General features: G+C 64.8%; 11 protein-coding genes. 4 read left to right on the forward strand and 7 right to left on the reverse strand.

All coding sequences use genetic code 11. The features are described from left to right. Nucleotides 1-415: 415 nt before the first annotated feature. Complete coding sequence (gene pyrE / locus H8A92_RS34290) at nt 416-979, reverse strand: orotate phosphoribosyltransferase (protein ID WP_229185629.1); 564 nt, start codon at nt 977-979, stop codon at nt 416-418. Nucleotides 980-1,223: 244 nt separating this feature from the next. Here pyrE and H8A92_RS34295 point away from each other — a divergent pair, with 244 nt between their 5' ends. Next, a complete protein-coding gene (locus H8A92_RS34295; RefSeq protein ID WP_229199781.1) occupies nt 1,224-1,850 on the forward strand; it encodes a glutathione S-transferase family protein in 627 nt (208 codons plus the stop codon). Nucleotides 1,851-2,067: 217 nt separating this feature from the next. Here H8A92_RS34295 and H8A92_RS34300 read toward each other — a convergent pair whose 3' ends face one another. From H8A92_RS34300 to H8A92_RS34325, 6 genes are all read right to left on the reverse strand, one after another. Continuing rightward, nucleotides 2,068-2,703: a LysE family translocator gene (locus H8A92_RS34300; RefSeq protein ID WP_212021431.1), complete on the reverse strand. Its 636-nt coding sequence runs from the start codon at nt 2,701-2,703 to the stop codon at nt 2,068-2,070. Between the two features lie 426 nt (nt 2,704-3,129). Next, the gene (gene polA, locus H8A92_RS34305) at nt 3,130-6,183 is read right to left on the reverse strand and encodes a DNA polymerase I (protein ID WP_229199782.1); all 3,054 of its coding nucleotides are present in this window, start codon (nt 6,181-6,183) and stop codon (nt 3,130-3,132) included. 222 nt (nt 6,184-6,405) lie between these two features. Continuing rightward, nucleotides 6,406-7,143 (reverse strand): response regulator, encoded by a 738-nt coding sequence (locus tag H8A92_RS34310; protein ID WP_229199783.1) that lies wholly within the window; start codon nt 7,141-7,143, stop codon nt 6,406-6,408. Beyond that, nucleotides 7,140-8,888 (reverse strand): ATP-binding response regulator, encoded by a 1,749-nt coding sequence (locus H8A92_RS34315; RefSeq protein WP_229199784.1) that lies wholly within the window; start codon nt 8,886-8,888, stop codon nt 7,140-7,142. Before H8A92_RS34315 ends, H8A92_RS34310 begins: the two co-directional genes overlap by 4 nt. Continuing rightward, the gene (locus H8A92_RS34320; RefSeq protein ID WP_229199785.1) at nt 8,858-10,924 is read right to left on the reverse strand and encodes a sensor histidine kinase; all 2,067 of its coding nucleotides are present in this window, start codon (nt 10,922-10,924) and stop codon (nt 8,858-8,860) included. The genes H8A92_RS34315 and H8A92_RS34320 overlap by 31 nt, the downstream gene beginning before the upstream one ends. A gap of 34 nt (nt 10,925-10,958) precedes the next feature. After that, nucleotides 10,959-11,945, reverse strand: coding sequence for a TRAP transporter substrate-binding protein (locus tag H8A92_RS34325; RefSeq protein WP_229199786.1), 987 nt, complete (start codon nt 11,943-11,945; stop codon nt 10,959-10,961). Between the two features lie 213 nt (nt 11,946-12,158). Here H8A92_RS34325 and ugpB point away from each other — a divergent pair, with 213 nt between their 5' ends. The 3 genes from ugpB to H8A92_RS34340 all read left to right on the forward strand — a co-directional run bounded on the left by ugpB (nt 12,159) and on the right by H8A92_RS34340 (nt 16,517). Next, nucleotides 12,159-13,460: a sn-glycerol-3-phosphate ABC transporter substrate-binding protein UgpB gene (gene ugpB, locus H8A92_RS34330; protein ID WP_274613542.1), complete on the forward strand. Its 1,302-nt coding sequence runs from the start codon at nt 12,159-12,161 to the stop codon at nt 13,458-13,460. Nucleotides 13,461-13,706: 246 nt separating this feature from the next. Then, nucleotides 13,707-14,654, forward strand: coding sequence for an aminoglycoside phosphotransferase family protein (locus H8A92_RS34335; RefSeq protein ID WP_229199787.1), 948 nt, complete (start codon nt 13,707-13,709; stop codon nt 14,652-14,654). A gap of 240 nt (nt 14,655-14,894) precedes the next feature. Further along, nucleotides 14,895-16,517 carry an ABC transporter substrate-binding protein gene (locus tag H8A92_RS34340; protein ID WP_229199788.1) on the forward strand — a complete coding sequence of 541 codons (1,623 nt, stop codon included), beginning with the start codon at nt 14,895-14,897 and terminating at the stop codon, nt 16,515-16,517. Nucleotides 16,518-16,772: the final 255 nt, after the last annotated feature.

The raw sequence follows: 16,772 nt of genomic DNA on the forward strand, positions 1-16,772 counted from the left end.
CGACCAGGACGGAACCCGCAACGGCTGCGGCGGCAAGGATCACGCGGCGCCGCATGCGCCGATCACTCAACTCTGTACGCAACGCCAACTCCACCCGACGCGCCGCGGCGACAAGGTGCCCCGGCGGATTCACCATAGGGTGGGATGGTAAACGAGCGATTGATCGGGCGTGACGGCGTCACAAGAAGAAGGCGGGGTTGCGCGAACCCCTCTTCTCCCTCGCCCCGCTCTTGCGGGGAGAGGGTCGGGGTGAGGGGCTGCATCCCGCGAATTGCAAACGAGGTTAGACCTGTACCCCCTCACCCGGATCGCATGTTACGATGCGACATAGCCGAAGCTTTGCTTCGGCGTCCTTGAGATATGGCCGCCGCAGGCGGCCTATGCCTCTCCCCGCAAGCGGGGCGAGGTGAGACCGTCAGTCCTTCAGGAACTCGCTGGCCTTGTACAGCGCGCGGAACGGCAAGCCGGCCTCGGTAAATGTCTCGGTCGCGCCTTCCTCGCGGTCGACCATGGTGAAGACCAGCGCGATCTCGCCGCCGGCCTCGCGCACGGCCTCCGCCGCCTTCAGTGCCGAGCCGCCTGTCGTGGTGACGTCCTCGACGATCACGATCCGCTTGCCCACCAGCGTCTCGCCCTTGGCGAGACCTTCGACCGAAAGCCGTGCGCCGTGCTCCTTCGGCTTCTTGCGCACAAAGAACGCGGCGATCGGGTGACCCTTCAGCCAGGAGAGCTGTGCGATGGCGCCGGCGAGCGGCACCGCGCCCATCTCGAGCCCGCCGACGAGATCGAGCTTGTCGTCCTTCAGCGCTTCATAGGTCAGCTCGGCGAGCAATGCAGCGCCTTCGGGATCGAGCATGGTCGGCTTCAGGTTGAAATAGAAGTCGCTCTTGCGGCCCGACGCCAACGTGATCTCGCCGCGGCCGAACGAACGCTTGCGGATGATCTCGGCGAGGCGGGCGCGGGAGGCTGATTTGGACAAGGCTTTTTCCCTTGGAGGGTGTTGGGATTTCTTGGGGTCTCAGGCGGCCGGCAATCTATCGGCGGTCACCGGCACATTCCAGCGGGTATATCCCGCCGTCAACAGTGCCCGCGCCGCCATTTTCGGCGCAGCCGTGTGCGGAAAGCGCGGTTGTGCGGCCGTTCCATTCCCCGTAATCAGGCGCCAAACGCTCGGCCAAACACTCGGCCAAACACTCGGCCAAACACTTGCACGGGAAGCGGAAATGACCATCGAGCTGCACACCTGGAACACGCCCAATGGCCGCAAGATTTCGGTCGCGCTCGAGGAAATGGGGCTGCCCTACAAGGTGATCCCGGTAAATATCGGCAAGGGCGAGCAGATGGCGCCCGCCTTCCTCGCGATCAGCCCGAACAACAAGATCCCGGCGATCGTCGATCCCGAGGGCCCCGGCGGCAAGCCGGTCAGCATTTTCGAGTCCGGCGCGATCCTGCTCTATCTCGGCGAGAAGACCGGCAAGTTCCTGCCGAAACCGCTGGCGGAGCGGATCCCGGTCTATGAGTGGCTGATGTGGCAGATGGGCGGTTTCGGCCCGATGCCCGGGCAGGTGCACCATTTCATCGCGCTGGAAAACGAGCAGGACCGCGCCTACGGCCTGAAGCGCTACATGGCCGAGACGCGGCGGCTCTATGGCGTGCTGGACCGCAGGCTTGCCGACCGCGATTTCGTCGCCGGCGATCTCTCGGTCGCCGATTTCGCCATCCTCGGCTGGGCCTGGCGCCATCCGCGCCACAAGGTCGATCTCGCCGACTTCCCCAACGTCAAGCGCTGGTACGAGACGCTGATGGCCCGCCCCGCGACCAAGCGCGGGATGGAAGCGAAGCTGGATTGAAGAGATGTGTCATTGCCGGGCTTGACCCGGCAATCCATCCCCTTCGCTAGAGCATGATCCGGAAAAGTGTGAAGCGGTTTTCCGAAAAGATCATGCTCAAACAAGGAGCTAAAGCGCGATGACGATTCAACCCAATCTCATCGCGCTTTAGGGAGTCTTAGCGCCTGCTTGCGCAGGCGATGGATGCGCGGGTCGAGCCCGCGCATGACGATCGGGCTTAGGCCTTCCTCGCCTCGAGCGCCATCTTCATCGCAAGTCCTGCGAGTACCGTGCCCATCAGCCAGCGCTGCACCAGCAGCCAGGTCGGGCGGGTGCCGAGGAACACCGCGATCGAGCCGGCGGCGAGTGCGATCATCGCATTGACGCTGACGCTGATCACGATCTGGATCGAGCCGAGCGCGAGCGACTGCGTCAGTACGCTGCCGCCTGTGGGATCGATGAACTGCGGCAGCAGCGCCAGATAGAGCATCGCGATCTTCGGGTTGAGCAGATTGGTGAGAAAGCCCATCGCGAACAATTTGCGCGGGCCGTCGACCTTGAGCGCCTTGACCTGGAACGGCGAGCGGCCGCCGGGCTTGAGCGCCTGCCACGCCAGCCACAGCAGATAACCCGCGCCGGCAAAGCGCAGCGCGTCATAGGCGTAGGGAATTGCAAACAGCAGCGCGGTGATGCCGAACGCCGCGCACAGCATGTAGAACACGAAGCCGAGCGCGACGCCGCCGAGCGAGACGATGCCGGCCGCCGGCCCTTGCGTGATCGAGCGCGAGATCAGGTACATCATGTTCGGCCCGGGCGTCAGCACCATGCCGAGGCAGACGAGCGCAAAGCCGAGCAACGCGGATGTGTGGGGCATGATGGGTCTCGCGAGGGGATGCACGCAGTTCTAGCGTGTGATCCAAGGCGCGGCCATGGTGGAATTGCTCTCGGAGCAATGTGGCCGTGGTGGCGGTGCAAGAGTTTCAGCCGGAACGGCTGATCGCGCACGGCAAGTAAGGTGAGCACACCGGTCAGGCTCCCTCTCCCCTTGCGGGAGAGGGTGGGGAGAGGGGTACCCCGGGCGAGACGTTCAATGGACGCGCGCTCGCGCAATATCGAACCGTGCGTCATCGAAGCTCATCTTGAGAGCACGCCGAGTGATACCCCTCTCCCCACCCTCCCCCGCAAGGGGGGAGGGAGCCCGTCTGCCGGTGCTCACCTTACTTGGAGCGGAGCCGCATATGCAGCGATAGCGTTACTTCACCAACGAGCAGCCACTGTCCGCGAGCCCGCTCTTGAGAGTCTAATGCGCCTCGTCCCAATTATTCGCGGCGCGGGCATCGACCTGGAGCGGCAGCGACAGGATCACCGCGGGGAACGGGGCGTCCTGCATCACCTTCTGCACGACCGGCAGCGTCGCCGCGACTTCGCCGTCGGGCACCTCGAAGATCAGCTCGTCATGCACCTGCAACAGCATCTGCGCCGAGAGCTTCTTCTCGGCAAGCGCGTCCTCGACCCGGATCATGGCGCGGCGGATGATGTCGGCGGCGGTGCCCTGCAAGCGGGCGTTGATCGCGGCGCGTTCGTTGAAGGCGCGCACCGAGGCGTTGGAGGCCTTGATGTCGGGGTAGTACATCTTACGGCCGAACAGGGTCGTCACATAGCCGTTGCGGCGGCAGGAGTCCTTGGTCTCGTCCATATAGGCGCGAATGCCGGGGAAGCGCTCGAAGTATTTCTTGATGTAGGCCGAGGCTTCCTCGCGCGCGATGCCGAGCTGGTTGGCGAGGCCGAACGCGGAGATGCCGTAGATGATGCCGAAGTTGATCGCCTTGGCGCGGCGCCGCACTTCGCTCGGCATATCCTTGATCGGCACGCCGAACATTTCGGAGGCGGTCATGGCGTGAATGTCGAGCCCGTCGCGGAATGCCTGTTGCAGCACCGGCACATCGGCGATCTCCGCGAGCAGCCGCAATTCGATCTGCGAGTAATCGGCCGACACGAGCTTGTGGCCGGGCGTTGCGATGAAGGCGCGGCGGATCTTGCGGCCGTCCTCGGTGCGAACCGGGATGTTCTGCAAGTTCGGCTCGTTCGACGACAGCCGGCCCGTCGTGGTCGCGGCCAGCGCGTAGGTGGTGTGGACGCGGTGGGTCTGCGGGTTGACGTAGGTCGGCAACGCGTCGGTGTAGGTCGATTTCAGCTTCGAGACCTGACGCCACTCCAGGATCTTCTTCGGGAATTCGTGGCCTTGCTCGGCGAGCTCGTCGAGCACCTGCGCGGTGGTCGACCACGCGCCGGTCTTGGTCTTGGTACCGCCGGGCAATCCCATCTTGCCGAAGATGATGTCGCCGATCTGCTTCGGGCTGCCGACATTGACCGGCTCGCCGGCGATCTCCTGGATCTCGGCCTCGACCCGCGCCGCGGTCTGGGCGAAATCGCCCGAGAGGCGCGACAGCACCTGGCGGTCGATCGAGATGCCGCGGCGCTCCATCCGCGCCAGCACCGACACCAGCGGCCGTTCCAGCGTCTCGTAGACCGTCGTCATCCGCTCGGCGACGAGGCGCGGCTTCAGCACCCGCCACAGCCGCAGGATGACATCGGCGCTTTCCGCCGCATATTCGGTCGCCTTGTCGATCGTGACCTGGTCGAAGGTCAGCTTGCCCTTGCCGCTGCCGACGAGGCCGCCGTAATTGACGACGGCATGGCCGAACCAGCGCTCCGCGAGCTGCTCCAGCGCGTGCGAGCCGCGGCCGGCATCGAGCGCATACGACATCAGCTGCGCATCGTCGATGTTGCGCAGCGTGACGCCGTGCTGCGCCAGCATCACCGAGGTGAACTTGACGTTGAAGCCGACCTTCTGGATGCCTGTGGACTCCAGCAGCGGCTTCAGCGCCTTCAGCGCATCGGCGGTCTTGAGCTGGCCGGGTGCGAGGCCGGCATCGAACAGGCCCGCGCCGCCGCCGGGCTCACGGTGGCCGAGCGGGATATAGGCGGCATCGTTGGGGGCCACGGCCAGCGCCAGTCCGGCCAGCTCGGCCTGCATCGGGTCGATCGATTCCGACATCGCCTCGATCGCGAGATAACCGGTGTCGTGTGCACGCGCGAGCAGGGCGTTGAGCTGTTCGACACTGCTGATCGCCTGATACGCCTTGCGATCGAAGCCGGTCTTGCGGATCGCTTCACCGCGGGACTCGGCCAGCGTGGCCGGCGTGCCTCTCCGATTGGAGTTCTTGTCGTCGCGCGCGCCGGTCGGCTTGGCTTTCGCCGCCGGTGCTGCGGCCGATGCTGGTGCATCGCCGGGCGTCGGCGTCACATCCGACGGCGGCAGCGGCGAGAACACGCTGGCGCCGCTCTTGTTGCCGGGATCGGCGTCGACATTGGCCGGGTCGATTTGCGCATAGTCGGCGACGCGGCGGGTGAGGGTGGTGAACTCCATCGCCTTGAGGAAGGCGATCAGCTTGCGTGCATCGGGCTCGTGCACGGCGAGGTCGTCGAGCGGCACGTCGAGATCGACCTTGTCGTCGAGCAGCACGAGCTGGCGCGAGATCCGCGCCTTCTCGGCATTCTCGAGCAGCGCCTCGCGCCGCTTCGGCTGCTTGATCTCGGTGGCGCGGAACAAGAGCTGGTCGAGATCGCCATATTCGATGATGAGCTGGGCCGCGGTCTTGACGCCGATGCCGGGCACGCCCGGCACGTTGTCGGTGGAATCGCCCGCCAGCGCCTGCACCTCGACCACCTTCTCCGGCGGCACGCCGAATTTTTCGATCACCTCGTCGCGGCCGATGCGGCGATCCTTCATGGTGTCGTACATCAGCACCTTGTCGGTGACGAGCTGCATCAGGTCCTTGTCGGAGGAAACGATCGTCGTGGTGGCGCCGCGCTCGGTGGCGAGCCGCGCATAGGTCGCGATCAGATCGTCGGCTTCGAAGCCGACCTGCTCGAGGCAGGGCAGGTCAAATGCACGCACCGCCTCGCGGATCAGCGCGAATTGCGGGATCAAATCGTCGGGCGCCGGCGGCCGGTGCGCCTTGTAGTCGGGATAGAGCTTGTTGCGGAACGTGATCTCGGATTTGTCGAACACGATCGCCAGATGCGTCGGGCGGTTGTCGTCCGGCATGTCGCGCAGCAGCTTCCACAGCATGTTGCAGAAGCCGAGCACGGCGTTGACCTGCAGCCCGTCGGACTTGCGGTTCAGCGGCGGCAGCGCGTGATAGGCGCGGAAGATGTAGCCCGAACCATCGACCAGGAAAATATGGTCGCCCTTCGCCGCGGGCCTGTTGGCAACGGGCTTGGCGGCGACGGGCTCGGCGGTGGTCTTCGGAGCTGGCTTGGCGGGGTCTTTGGAGGCTGTTTTCGGCATGGCCGAAACTTAGGGATTTTTGCGCGGATTGACAGCCTCTGTGTCGCTGAATCCGCTCTTGCCACACAACCAAATCGTCGTCCCGGCGAAAGCCGGGACCCATAACCACAAGAGGGGGTTGTCAGAAGACGCGTCGAGCCGCTTGCCTCTCCCGACTGCCGCAGCGTATGGGTCCCGGCCTTCGCCGGGACGACGATCAAATTCGGGACGAAGCCGAGAAAGCTAAGCCTTGTCCCCGGTCGGCGAGAACAAATAGCCGCCGCCGCGGATGGTCCGGATCACCGACGGTTTGGTCGGATCGAATTCGATCTTGCGGCGGATGCGCATGATGCGCAGGTCGACGGCGCGGTCGAAGGCTTCGGCGTCGCGCGCATTGGCGAGTTCCAGGAGCCGCTCGCGCGACAGCACGCGCTTCGGGTTGGCCGCGAACACCTTCAGCAGGCCGAATTCGGAGGCGGTCAGCGGGTGCTCGTTGCCTTCGTCGTCGCGCAGCGCCTGGGCCTCGAGATCGAGCCATTTGGTGCCGAACCGCACCAGCTGCTCCTTTTCGGCCTTGCTGCCAGCCGGTTCCGGCGCGGCTGATTTGGCCGGACCGCTCCGCCGCAGCACCGAGCGGATGCGCGCCATCAGCTCGCGCAATTCGCAGGGTTTTGCGACGTAGTCGTCGGCGCCGATCTCGAGCCCCACCACACGGTCGATCGGGCTGGCGGTAGCTGTCAGCATGATGACGGGGACGTTGATCTTGCTCTTGAGGTCGCGAATGATCGACAGCCCGTCTTCCTCGGGCATGTTGAGGTCGAGCACGACGAGATCGGGCGTGCTGCTCTCGATCTCCTTGCGCAGGCTCTTGCCGCCGTCGCACAGCGTCACGCCGAAGCCGTGCATCTTGAGGTAATCGCCGACCATCTCGCGGGCCGGGGCCTCGTCGTCGACGATGAAGATATGCGGGTTCTGGTTCATGTGTCTGTCGCCGGCAGTGTAACCGTAAAGGTCGACCCCTGTCCGGGGCCCGGGCTCTGTGCGGTCACATGGCCGCCATGCATGTCGATGATGCGCTTGACGATGGAAAGGCCGAGGCCGGTCGAGCTCTCGCCCGCGGTCGGCTTGGCCGACAGCCGCTGGAACCGGCCGAACAGCCGGCCGAGGTCCTCGGGGCTGAGGCCGGGGCCCTGGTCGGCGATCCGGATCACCGTGTCGTCGCCCTCGTGGCTGACGGTGACCGTGATCTTGCCGCCGATCGGCGAATATTTGATGGCATTGCTGACCAGATTGTCGATCGCCTCGCGGATCCGGTCGGCGTCGCACATCGTGACGAAATGCTGCGGCCCCGAGACCGATATGCTCTGCTGCTTGTTGACGGCCGAGGGCAAATTGGCCTCGGTGACCTCGTTGACGAGGGCCGCGATATCGACCGGCTCGCGGCGAATGGTGATGTCGAAAGCATCGGCCATCGCATCCGAGATCAGATGGTCGACCATCGACGTCAGCCGCTTGGTCGCGTCCCGGATGTGCTCGACCTGGGCCGTAACGTTTTCCTTCGGCGAGCCGACGCCGATCAGCTCGGTCAGCATCTCGGTGCGGCCGAGGATCACGCCGAGCGGATTCTTCAGATCGTGGGCGACGGTGCCGAGGATTTCGTTCTTGAAGCCGTTGGCGCGCTGCAGCCGCAGCCATTGCGCCGACAGCCGCCGGTTGGCCTGGCTCAGCGCGCGGGTGCGCTGCGCGACGCGGTCCTCGAGCTGGGTGTTGGCCTCGTGCAGCTGCTGGTAGAGGATCACATTGTCGAACGCGATCGACAGCCGGCTCGAGAAGATCTCGACCAGCGCACGGTCGGTGTCGGAGAGCTGGCGCTCGGCCTGCAGCAGCACCACCACCTCGCGGCCGCTGCCGGTGCGCGAATAGAGCACGCTGCGGTGGTCGGCGAATTCGTTCTTGCGGGCCTGGAAGGCGGCCTCCACCATGTGCCGCAGATCGGGATCGAGCGCCTTCGACGAGGTGGTGCCGATGAAGCGGCTGTAGCAGCCCGAGCAGGCCAGCACCGAGAAATCGGCGGCGGCGTTGCCGTTGCCGTCGTCGCGCAGCACCAGGATGCCGGCGCAGTCGACATTGAGCAGCGAGGCAAGCTGGGTCAGCACCCCCTCGGCCAGCCGCTGCATCGACTTGAAGTCGTACAATGTCGAGGCCGCGTCGATGATGATCTCGAGCCCGCGCCGCGTCTGCACCATGCGCTCGAGCTGCTGGTAGCTGCGCAGCGCCGCGGTCAGCGAGGTGAACAGCTTGTCGGCGGTGAGCTCGGTCTTCGCCTTGTAGTCGTTGATGTCGTACTGCACGATGACGCGTCGTTCCGGCGCCTGGCCGGGCTGGCCGGTGCGCAGGATGATGCGGACGGTCTCGTTCCTGATCTCGTTGCGGATGTACTCGACGAGCTCGAGGCCGGCGACGTCGGTCTCCATGATGACGTCGAGCAGCACGGCGGCGATGTCGGGGTTGTCCCGCATCAGCGTGCGGCCTTCTGCCGCGGAGTAGGCCGAGAGGATCTCCAGCGTCGCACCGTTCAGATTGTAGTCGCTGAGCGCGAAGCGGGTGCCTTCATGGACGGCGTGATCGTCGTCGATCACGGCGATCTTCCATTTCCGGGCCGACGAGTCCTCCGGGGGGCTCTCGGTGTCGTCGATCAGTTGGAGGACATCGTCCTGTTCGGCCATTGACTGGTTCCGTCGGCTGCTGCGTCAGTGATCGTGGGCTCGCCCTTGGCTGCCCCCTTGGCGATCCTGGGCATGATAATGCGAAAAGTCGTGCCTTGTCCTACCCTTGACTCCAGCATCATGCGTCCGCCGAGCTGCTGGGTGACGAGGTTATAGACGATGTGGAGGCCGAGGCCCGTACCACCTTCGTTGCGGCGCGTCGTAAAGAACGGGTCGAACGCCTGTCGCTGCACGTCCGGCGTCATGCCAGCCCCGTCATCGGCAAAGATGATCTCGACATCGTCAGCGCCGCGCCCGCGCGCCGAGATCGTGATGTTGCCGGAGCGGCCATCGGCGAAGGCATGATTGACGGCGTTGAGGAAAAGATTGGTTAAGATCTGCCCATAGGCGCCGGGATAACCGTCGATCAAGAGCCCGTCGGGGACGTCGACGGACAGCGCGATCGCGGCCTTCTTCAGCACCGGCCGCAGACTCGCCACGATCTGGTCGGTCGCTTCGCTCAAGGCAAACTGGCGGCGCTCGGCATGCGAGCGATCGACCGCGACCTGCTTGAACGACTGGATCAGCTCACCGGCGCGCTGCAGGTTCGCGACCAGTTGTTGCGATGCGTCACGCGAGGCGCGCACGAATTCATCGAGCTTGGAACGGCGCAGCGGCTCGGTCCGGAGGTCGCTCTCGAAGATCTCGCTGCGGCGGGCGAAGCTCGACGCCACCGTCAGGCTGATGCCGATCGGATTGTTGACCTCGTGCGCGACGCCGGCGACCAGGCCGCCGAGTGCGGCGAGGCGCTCGGCATCGATCAGGTTCTGCTGCGCGGCGTTGAGCTCGAGCAGCGCGCTCTCGGCCTTCTCCTTGGCGGTGCGCAGCTCGTCCTCGGTCTTGCGCTTGGCGATCGCGTTCTCGCGGAACACCTCGACCGCGCGCGCCATGGCGCCGACCTCGTCCTTGGCCGACGTGCCCTGCACCGGCCGGTCGAGATCGCCCGAGGTGATGGTGCGCATCGCGGCCATGATCTGCGCCAGCGGCAGCCGGATCGAGAGCGCGATCATGACGCCGGCCGACATGATGACGCCGAGGAAGATCACGGCGATCGACAGCACCCGGCGCGAGATCGAGGTCAGCGTCCTGTCGAACGTCTCCTGCGCCTTCTGCTCGCGCTGGCGCATCTTCACCGAGAGGTCGTCGATCGCGCCGATCGCATCCGCCTGGCTGGCGTCGATCGAGTTGCGCAGCAGATCGGTGCGGTTGGTGAGCTGTTCGCTGAGCTTGCCGAGCCCGTCGCGCAGCTCGGCGGTCTTGACCTTGAGCCGCGCCAGCGCCATGCGCTGCAGATCGTTCTCGGCCATGTCGGTCATGACCGGGATCGTCTTCTCGATCGTATCGATGTTGCGGCGGGCTTCCTCGGCCGACGACGAGTCGAGCGAGAGGTAGTAGGCGTTGGCGGCGACCAGCAGCGAGGTGAACGCTTCGCGCGATTTGCCGAGCGCCGGCCAGATCAGCGCATCGCGATGGCCGGTGGCGCCCTCGATGATCGAGTAGAGCCCGGCCATGTCCTTGGTCGGGCCCAGCACCTGTTCGTCGTAGGTCTTGGAAATCTTGGTCTGCACCGTGCGCAATTCGCCGAAGCCGTCGAGGAAACGGCTGGTGACGCGTTCGAGCTGCTCGACCGAGCCCGACAGCATCGGATCGGTCGAGGCCCGGTTGGTCAGCGTGCCGAGCACGGCCTCGCGCAGCAGCAGGATTTCCGCGAACAGGTCCGGGCTCGGCTGATTGATGTAGCGATGAATCAGGTTCTGCAGACGGCTGGTCTCGCTTTCGAGCTTGGCCAGGATCTTGTCGGATTCCCGCACCTGGCGGACATCGTCCCAGGCCGAGCCGAGCACCTTCGAGCCGTTCCAGATCAGCACCGCCAGCACGATCACGACCGCGGAATTGAGCAGCGCGATCGAAAGGATGCGCCAGCGGATCGGTACCGCGCGCAGCAACTGGACGATGCGGAAACGGCCCTGCGGCCCGAAGGCCGCCGGCCGTCGCATCTTCCCGTGCTGTTGGGGTGCGGCCAAGCTACGGTTACTCCATGTTGCGGATGCGTTCGATCAACGCAGCCGTCGCGGGATCGCGCTCGGCCCTGGCGTAGATGCCGGCCATCGCCGCTTCGAACGGCCTGCGGTCGATGTCGGTCGCGATCTTGACGCCTGCCAGCTCCGCCTGCTTGCGCGAGCGCTCCTCGAGCTCGCGCCACTTCTCGCGCATGTAGATGCTCGAGCCTTGCGCGGCCTCGCGGAAGATCGCCTGGTCCTCCGGCGTGAGGCTCGACCAGGCCTTTTGCGACATCACCAGCACTTCCGGGCTCACGGTATGTTGGGTCAAGGTGTAGTAGCCGGCATATTTGTAGTGACCGGTGGTGACGAATGACGGCCAGTTGTTCTCCGCGCCGTCGATCAGCCGGTTGGCGAGGCCGGTCAGCACCTGGCCGTAGGGCATCTCGATCGGGTCAGCGCCGAGCGCGCGGATCATGTCCGACATCTGCGCCGATTGCTGCACGCGCAGCCGCAGCCCCTTGAGGTCGTCGAGCGAGCGCACCGGACGGACGCTGTTGTAGATCGAGCGGGCGCCGGAATCGTAGAAAGCCAGTCCGACGAAGCCGTGGGCCTCGAAACTGTTCAGGATCTCGCTGCCGATCGGTCCGTCGAGCACGTGCTGCAGATGCTCAGGCGATCGAAACAGGAACGGCATCGCCAGCACGTTCACGGACGGCACCATGGTTCCGATCAGCGCGACGTTGGTCCGGTTCAGATCGATCGCGCCGGCCCGGGTCTGCTCCAGCGTCTCCTTTTCCTCGCCGAGCTGGCGGGAGTGGAAGACCACGATGCGGTGCCGGCCGCCGGTGCGCTCGGTGATCAGGCGGTCCATGTAATTCAGCGCCTGGACGGTCGGATAGTCCTCGTTCTGGGTATCGGCTGTGCGGAACTCGCGCGCAAATGCGCTTGCCGAGATCGCTGTGCACAGCGCGACGGCAAGCGTGATGGTCCGCGAAAGGCCGGCGCGGCGGTACACAGGCTACAATTCCCCTTGTGATGTGTGTCCAGGGCGGGAGGAAAAGGTTCAACGCTTTTTAGCAGAATGGGGCTGTTTCGCCATCGGCGAAAACGTTAAATCCGCGCTGCAACCTGCGGTGTCGATTGAATCTGCGGTTGTGGCACCTTATGACGGCATGTCGGCATCCGGGAACGGCTCGTTGTGAAGCTCGCCTTTAAGCTCGCCTATAAGCTGCTGCACCTCGTCGTGGCGGCCATCGTGCTCGTGGCGCCCGCGCAAGCTGCGACCGAGATCATGTGGTGGCACGCGATGTCGGGCGAGCTCGGCAAGCAGCTCGAGAAGCTCGCCGCCGATTTCAACGCCGCGCAATCCGATTACCGGATCGTGCCCGCCTACAAGGGCAACTACACCGAGACCGTTACCGCGGCGATCTTCGCCTTCCGTTCGCGCAGCCAGCCGGCGATCGTTCAGGTCAACGAGATTGCCACCGCAACCATGATGGCAGCGCGCGGTGCGATCTATCCGGTGTACGAGCTGATGCGCGATCAATCGGCGGCGTTCGCGCCACAGGCCTATCTGCCCGCGGTGGCCGGCTATTATGCCGATGTCGACGGCAACATGCTGTCGTTCCCGTTCAACGCCTCGACGCCGATCCTGTACTACAACAAGGATATGTTTCGCTCCGCCGGGCTCGATCCGAGCCAGCCGCCGAAGACCTGGCCGGAGCTCGGCACGATGGCGAAACGGCTGCGCGCGGCCGGCGCGATGTGCGGTTTCACCACGTCATGGCCGTCCTGGATCAATGTCGAGAACTTTTCCGCCTTCCACAATCTGCCGATCGCGACCAGGGCCAACGGCTTTGCCGGGCTCGACGCGCAGCTGGTCTTCAACAACCCGATCGTGGTTCGTCACATCGCGCAGCTCGCGCAGTGGCAGGCCGACAAGTCGTTCGACTACAGCGGGCGTGGGCAGGCGGCCGAGCCGCGCTTCCAGAAGGGCGAGTGCGGCATCTTCATCGGTTCGTCGGGCACCCGCGCTGACATCAAGGCCAATTCCAAGTTCGAGGTCGGCTACGGCATGATGCCGTACGATCCCGACGTGCAGGGCGCGCCGCAAAATTCGATCATCGGCGGCGCCACGCTCTGGGTGCTGCGCGACCGGCCGCGCGCCGAATATGTCGGGGTGGCAAAATTCTTCGCCTATCTGTCGCGGCCGGAGGTGCAGGCGGCCTGGCACCAGAACACGGGCTATCTGCCGATCACCCGCGCCGCGTTCGATCTCAGCCGCACGCAGGGCTTCTACGATCGCAATCCCGGCGCCTCGATCTCGATCGAGGAGGTCACACTGAAGCCGCCGACCGACAAGTCCAGGGGGGTCCGCCTCGGCTCGTTCGTGCTGATCCGCGACGTGATCGAGGAGGAACTCGAGCAGGTGTTTTCAGGCAAGCGTTCGGCGCAGGCCGCGATGGACAACGCCGTCGAGCGCGGCGACCGCCTGCTGCGCCAGTTCGAGCGCGCCAATCCGGATCGGTGAGGGGGCATCCAGGCGCTCAAACGCTTCTCCGAGAGACTGTGAATATATGACTCGCGATGGTGCAACATACTCGATGTCGTCCCGGCGAAAGCCGGGACCCATAACCACCGAAGGCCGTTGTTGCGCGGCGCTGGGGCCACGACTTTTTCAAAAACTCAACCCTGTGGTTATGGGTCCCGGCCTTCGCCGGGACGACGAGGGGAGAGATTGCGCTGTGATTGCATCCCCTCAGAATGCCGGCTGAAAATGCACCTTCCACCCATCGCCGACTACGACACCTACCGCGCCTGGCGCAGCGACACGTCGCGCTGGCTGCCGGTCGCGCGCGAGATTGCCGATGGCCACGGGCTGTCGTGGGGCACGCCGCATGTGTTTGCGACCGGCACCAATCTCGTCGCCGGGCTCGATGACAAATTGATCCTGAAACTGTTTCCGCCGTTCCTGCGCCCGCAATTCATCTCCGAACGCGGTTCGCTCGCCGAGCTGCGCGGTCGGCTCGGCATTCCGATCCCCGACCTCATCGCGGAAGGTGAGCGCGACGGCTGGCCGTATCTCGTCCTCACGCACCTCGCCGGCACCGTCGGCTCCGAGGTGTGGCCATCGCTGTCGGAAGCCGAGCGGGAGCGCGTGCTCGGCGAGATCGGCGCCGTGATCGCCGAGGTGCAGCGCGTGCCGCCCGGCAGCCTGCTTACAATCGGGCAGCCTTGGGAGGCCTTCATGCGCACCCAGATCGCGCAGTGCCGGGCGCGGCACGAGCGGCTCGGCCTGCCGGTGAAATTCCTCACCTCGCTCGACGATCTCTTGGCCGACGCCGCCGAATTGATCCCGATGGACGCGCCGCCCGTGATCCTGACCGGCGAATACATCCCGGAGAATTTCCTGCTCGGGCGCCGGGCCGACGGCTGGCACGTCGCCGGCCTGTTCGACTTCGGCGACGTCCGGACCGGATCGGGCGAATACGATCTGCTCGGGCCGAGCGCGTTCATGGCCGCCGGGCATCCGCGGCTTGTGCGCAGCCTGTTCGACGGCTTCGGCATCGCGCGCAGCGAGGTAACGTTCACGCTGAAGCGGCGGCTGATGGCGCTGATGATGCTGCACTCGGCCAGCGATCCGCTCCGGCACATCTGCATCGCGGGCTGGCCGGACCAGGTCGATGATTTCGTGCAGTTGCAGGAGCTGATCTGGCCGGACTAGCTGTTTGGTTCGGTCGTCAGCCAGAAAGCGAGCAGCCTCCGCGCTCTGCTCATTGATTAAGCAATGAGCTGTCCTTTGTATGCAATCGCGGGCAACGCAGACGGCGTCAGGTCAAGATGCCTTTGCCGATTTCCTCTGTCTCTACAGCTGGTTAGATCCTCATAAGCTTTCGTTAAGGGTTGGCACAATCCTTGCGATCTGAGTTCCGGGGCCCGTTCCTCAAGGGCGTTGGAGCATCACATGAAGCGTCGCGATTTCCTCAAATCGGTGTCCGGACTGGCAGCGGGCGCCCTAGCCCCGACCGCGCCGGCGATCTGGTCGCCGGCCAAGGCCGACGCGCGCTCAGAGACGCTGCTGATCGTCTCCGAAGGCGGTCCCAACAATCTCGACATCCACGGCGTCGGCACGAACGTGCCCGGCTATGAGGTGTCGTGGAATTGCTACGACCGGCTGATCAGCCACGAGATGAAGAGCGGTCCGGGCGGCGTGCCCTATTACGACCGCGACAAGTTCAAGCCCGAGCTCGCCGAGGACTTCAACATCGGCGACATGTCGGTGACCTTCAAGCTGCGCAAGAATGCCAAATTCCACGACGGCACGCCGGTGACGGCAAAGGACGTCAAATGGTCGCTCGACCGCGCCGTCAGTGTCGGCGGCTTCCCGACCTTCCAGATGAGCGCGGGCTCGCTGACCAAGCCCGAGCAGTTCGTCGTCGTCGACGACCATACGGTGCGCGTCGACTTCCTCAGGAAAGACAAGCTCACGATCCCCGACCTCGCGGTCATCGTGCCCTGCGTCGTCAACTCCGAACTCGTGAAGAAGAACGCCAGCGAGAAGGATCCGTGGGGCCTCGAATTCACCAAGCAGCAGACCGCGGGCTCCGGCGCCTACAAGGTGACCAAATGGACCGCGGGCACCGAGGTCGTCATGGAGCGCAACGACGACTGGGTCTGCGGCCCGATGCCGAAGATCAAGCGGGTGATCTGGCGCATGGTGCCGCAGGCCGGCAACCGCCGTGCGCTGCTCGAGCGCGGTGATGCCGACATCTCCTACGAGCTGCCGTTCAAGGATTTCCAGGAGATGAAGGCGAGCGGCAAGCTCAACGTGGTCTCGCTGCCGTTCTCCAACGGCATCCAGTATATCGGCATGAACGTGACCAAGCCGCCGTTCGACAATCCCAAGGTGCGGCAGGCGATGGCCTACGCGATGCCGTATCAGAAGATCATGGATGCGGTGCTGTTCGGTCTCGCCAATCCGATGTTCGGCGCACCGAAGGACAAGCCGACCGAGGTCGCCTGGCCGCAGCCGACCAAATATTTCACCGACATGGAGAAAGCCAAGGCGCTGCTCGCTGAAGCCGGCTACGCCAATGGCTTCGAGACCACGATCTCGTTCGACCTGAATTTCGCCGGGGTTAACGAGCCGCTCTGCGTGCTGGTGCAGGAGAGCCTGGCGCAACTCGGCATCAAGACCACCATCAACAAGGTGCCCGGCGCCAATTGGCGCACCGAGCTCACCAAGAAGGAAATGCCGCTGTTCACCAACGTGTTCTCGGGCTGGCTCGATTACCCCGAGTACTTCTTCTACTGGTGCTATCACGGCAACAATTCGATCTTCAACACGATGAGCTACAAGTCGCCGGAGATGGACAAGCTCATCGACGGCGCGCGCATCGCCGCCGCCAACGGCGACACCGCCGCCTACGAGGCCGACGTCAAGGGCTTCGTCGATCTCGCCTACGCCGACATCCCGCGCATCCCGCTCTATCAGCCGTTCGTCAACGTCGCGATGCAGAAGAACATCTCGGGTTACCAATACTGGTTCCACCGCCGCCTCGACTATCGCGCGATGGCGAAGGGGTGAGGCGCGCATGGCGAACGTCAGCGACGCACGGGCACCCGCAAGTGAGGTGAGCACGTCTCTCAGGCTCCCTCCCCCCTTGCGGGGGAGGGTGGGGAGAGGGGTAAGCCGCATACTCCGAAGAACGACGTCAGGTGAGATCGTGCCTAACGAGCCGATCAGCGCGACGTTGCATCTGGCCTCGGAGCAAGCGGCACCCCTCTCCCCAACCCTCCCCCGCAAGGGGGGAGGGAGCCCTTCCAGTCTCGTTGTGGCTTT

Origin of the sequence: Bradyrhizobium acaciae (assembly GCF_020889785.1) — a bacterium.
Classification (GTDB): domain Bacteria; phylum Pseudomonadota; class Alphaproteobacteria; order Rhizobiales; family Xanthobacteraceae; genus Bradyrhizobium; species Bradyrhizobium acaciae.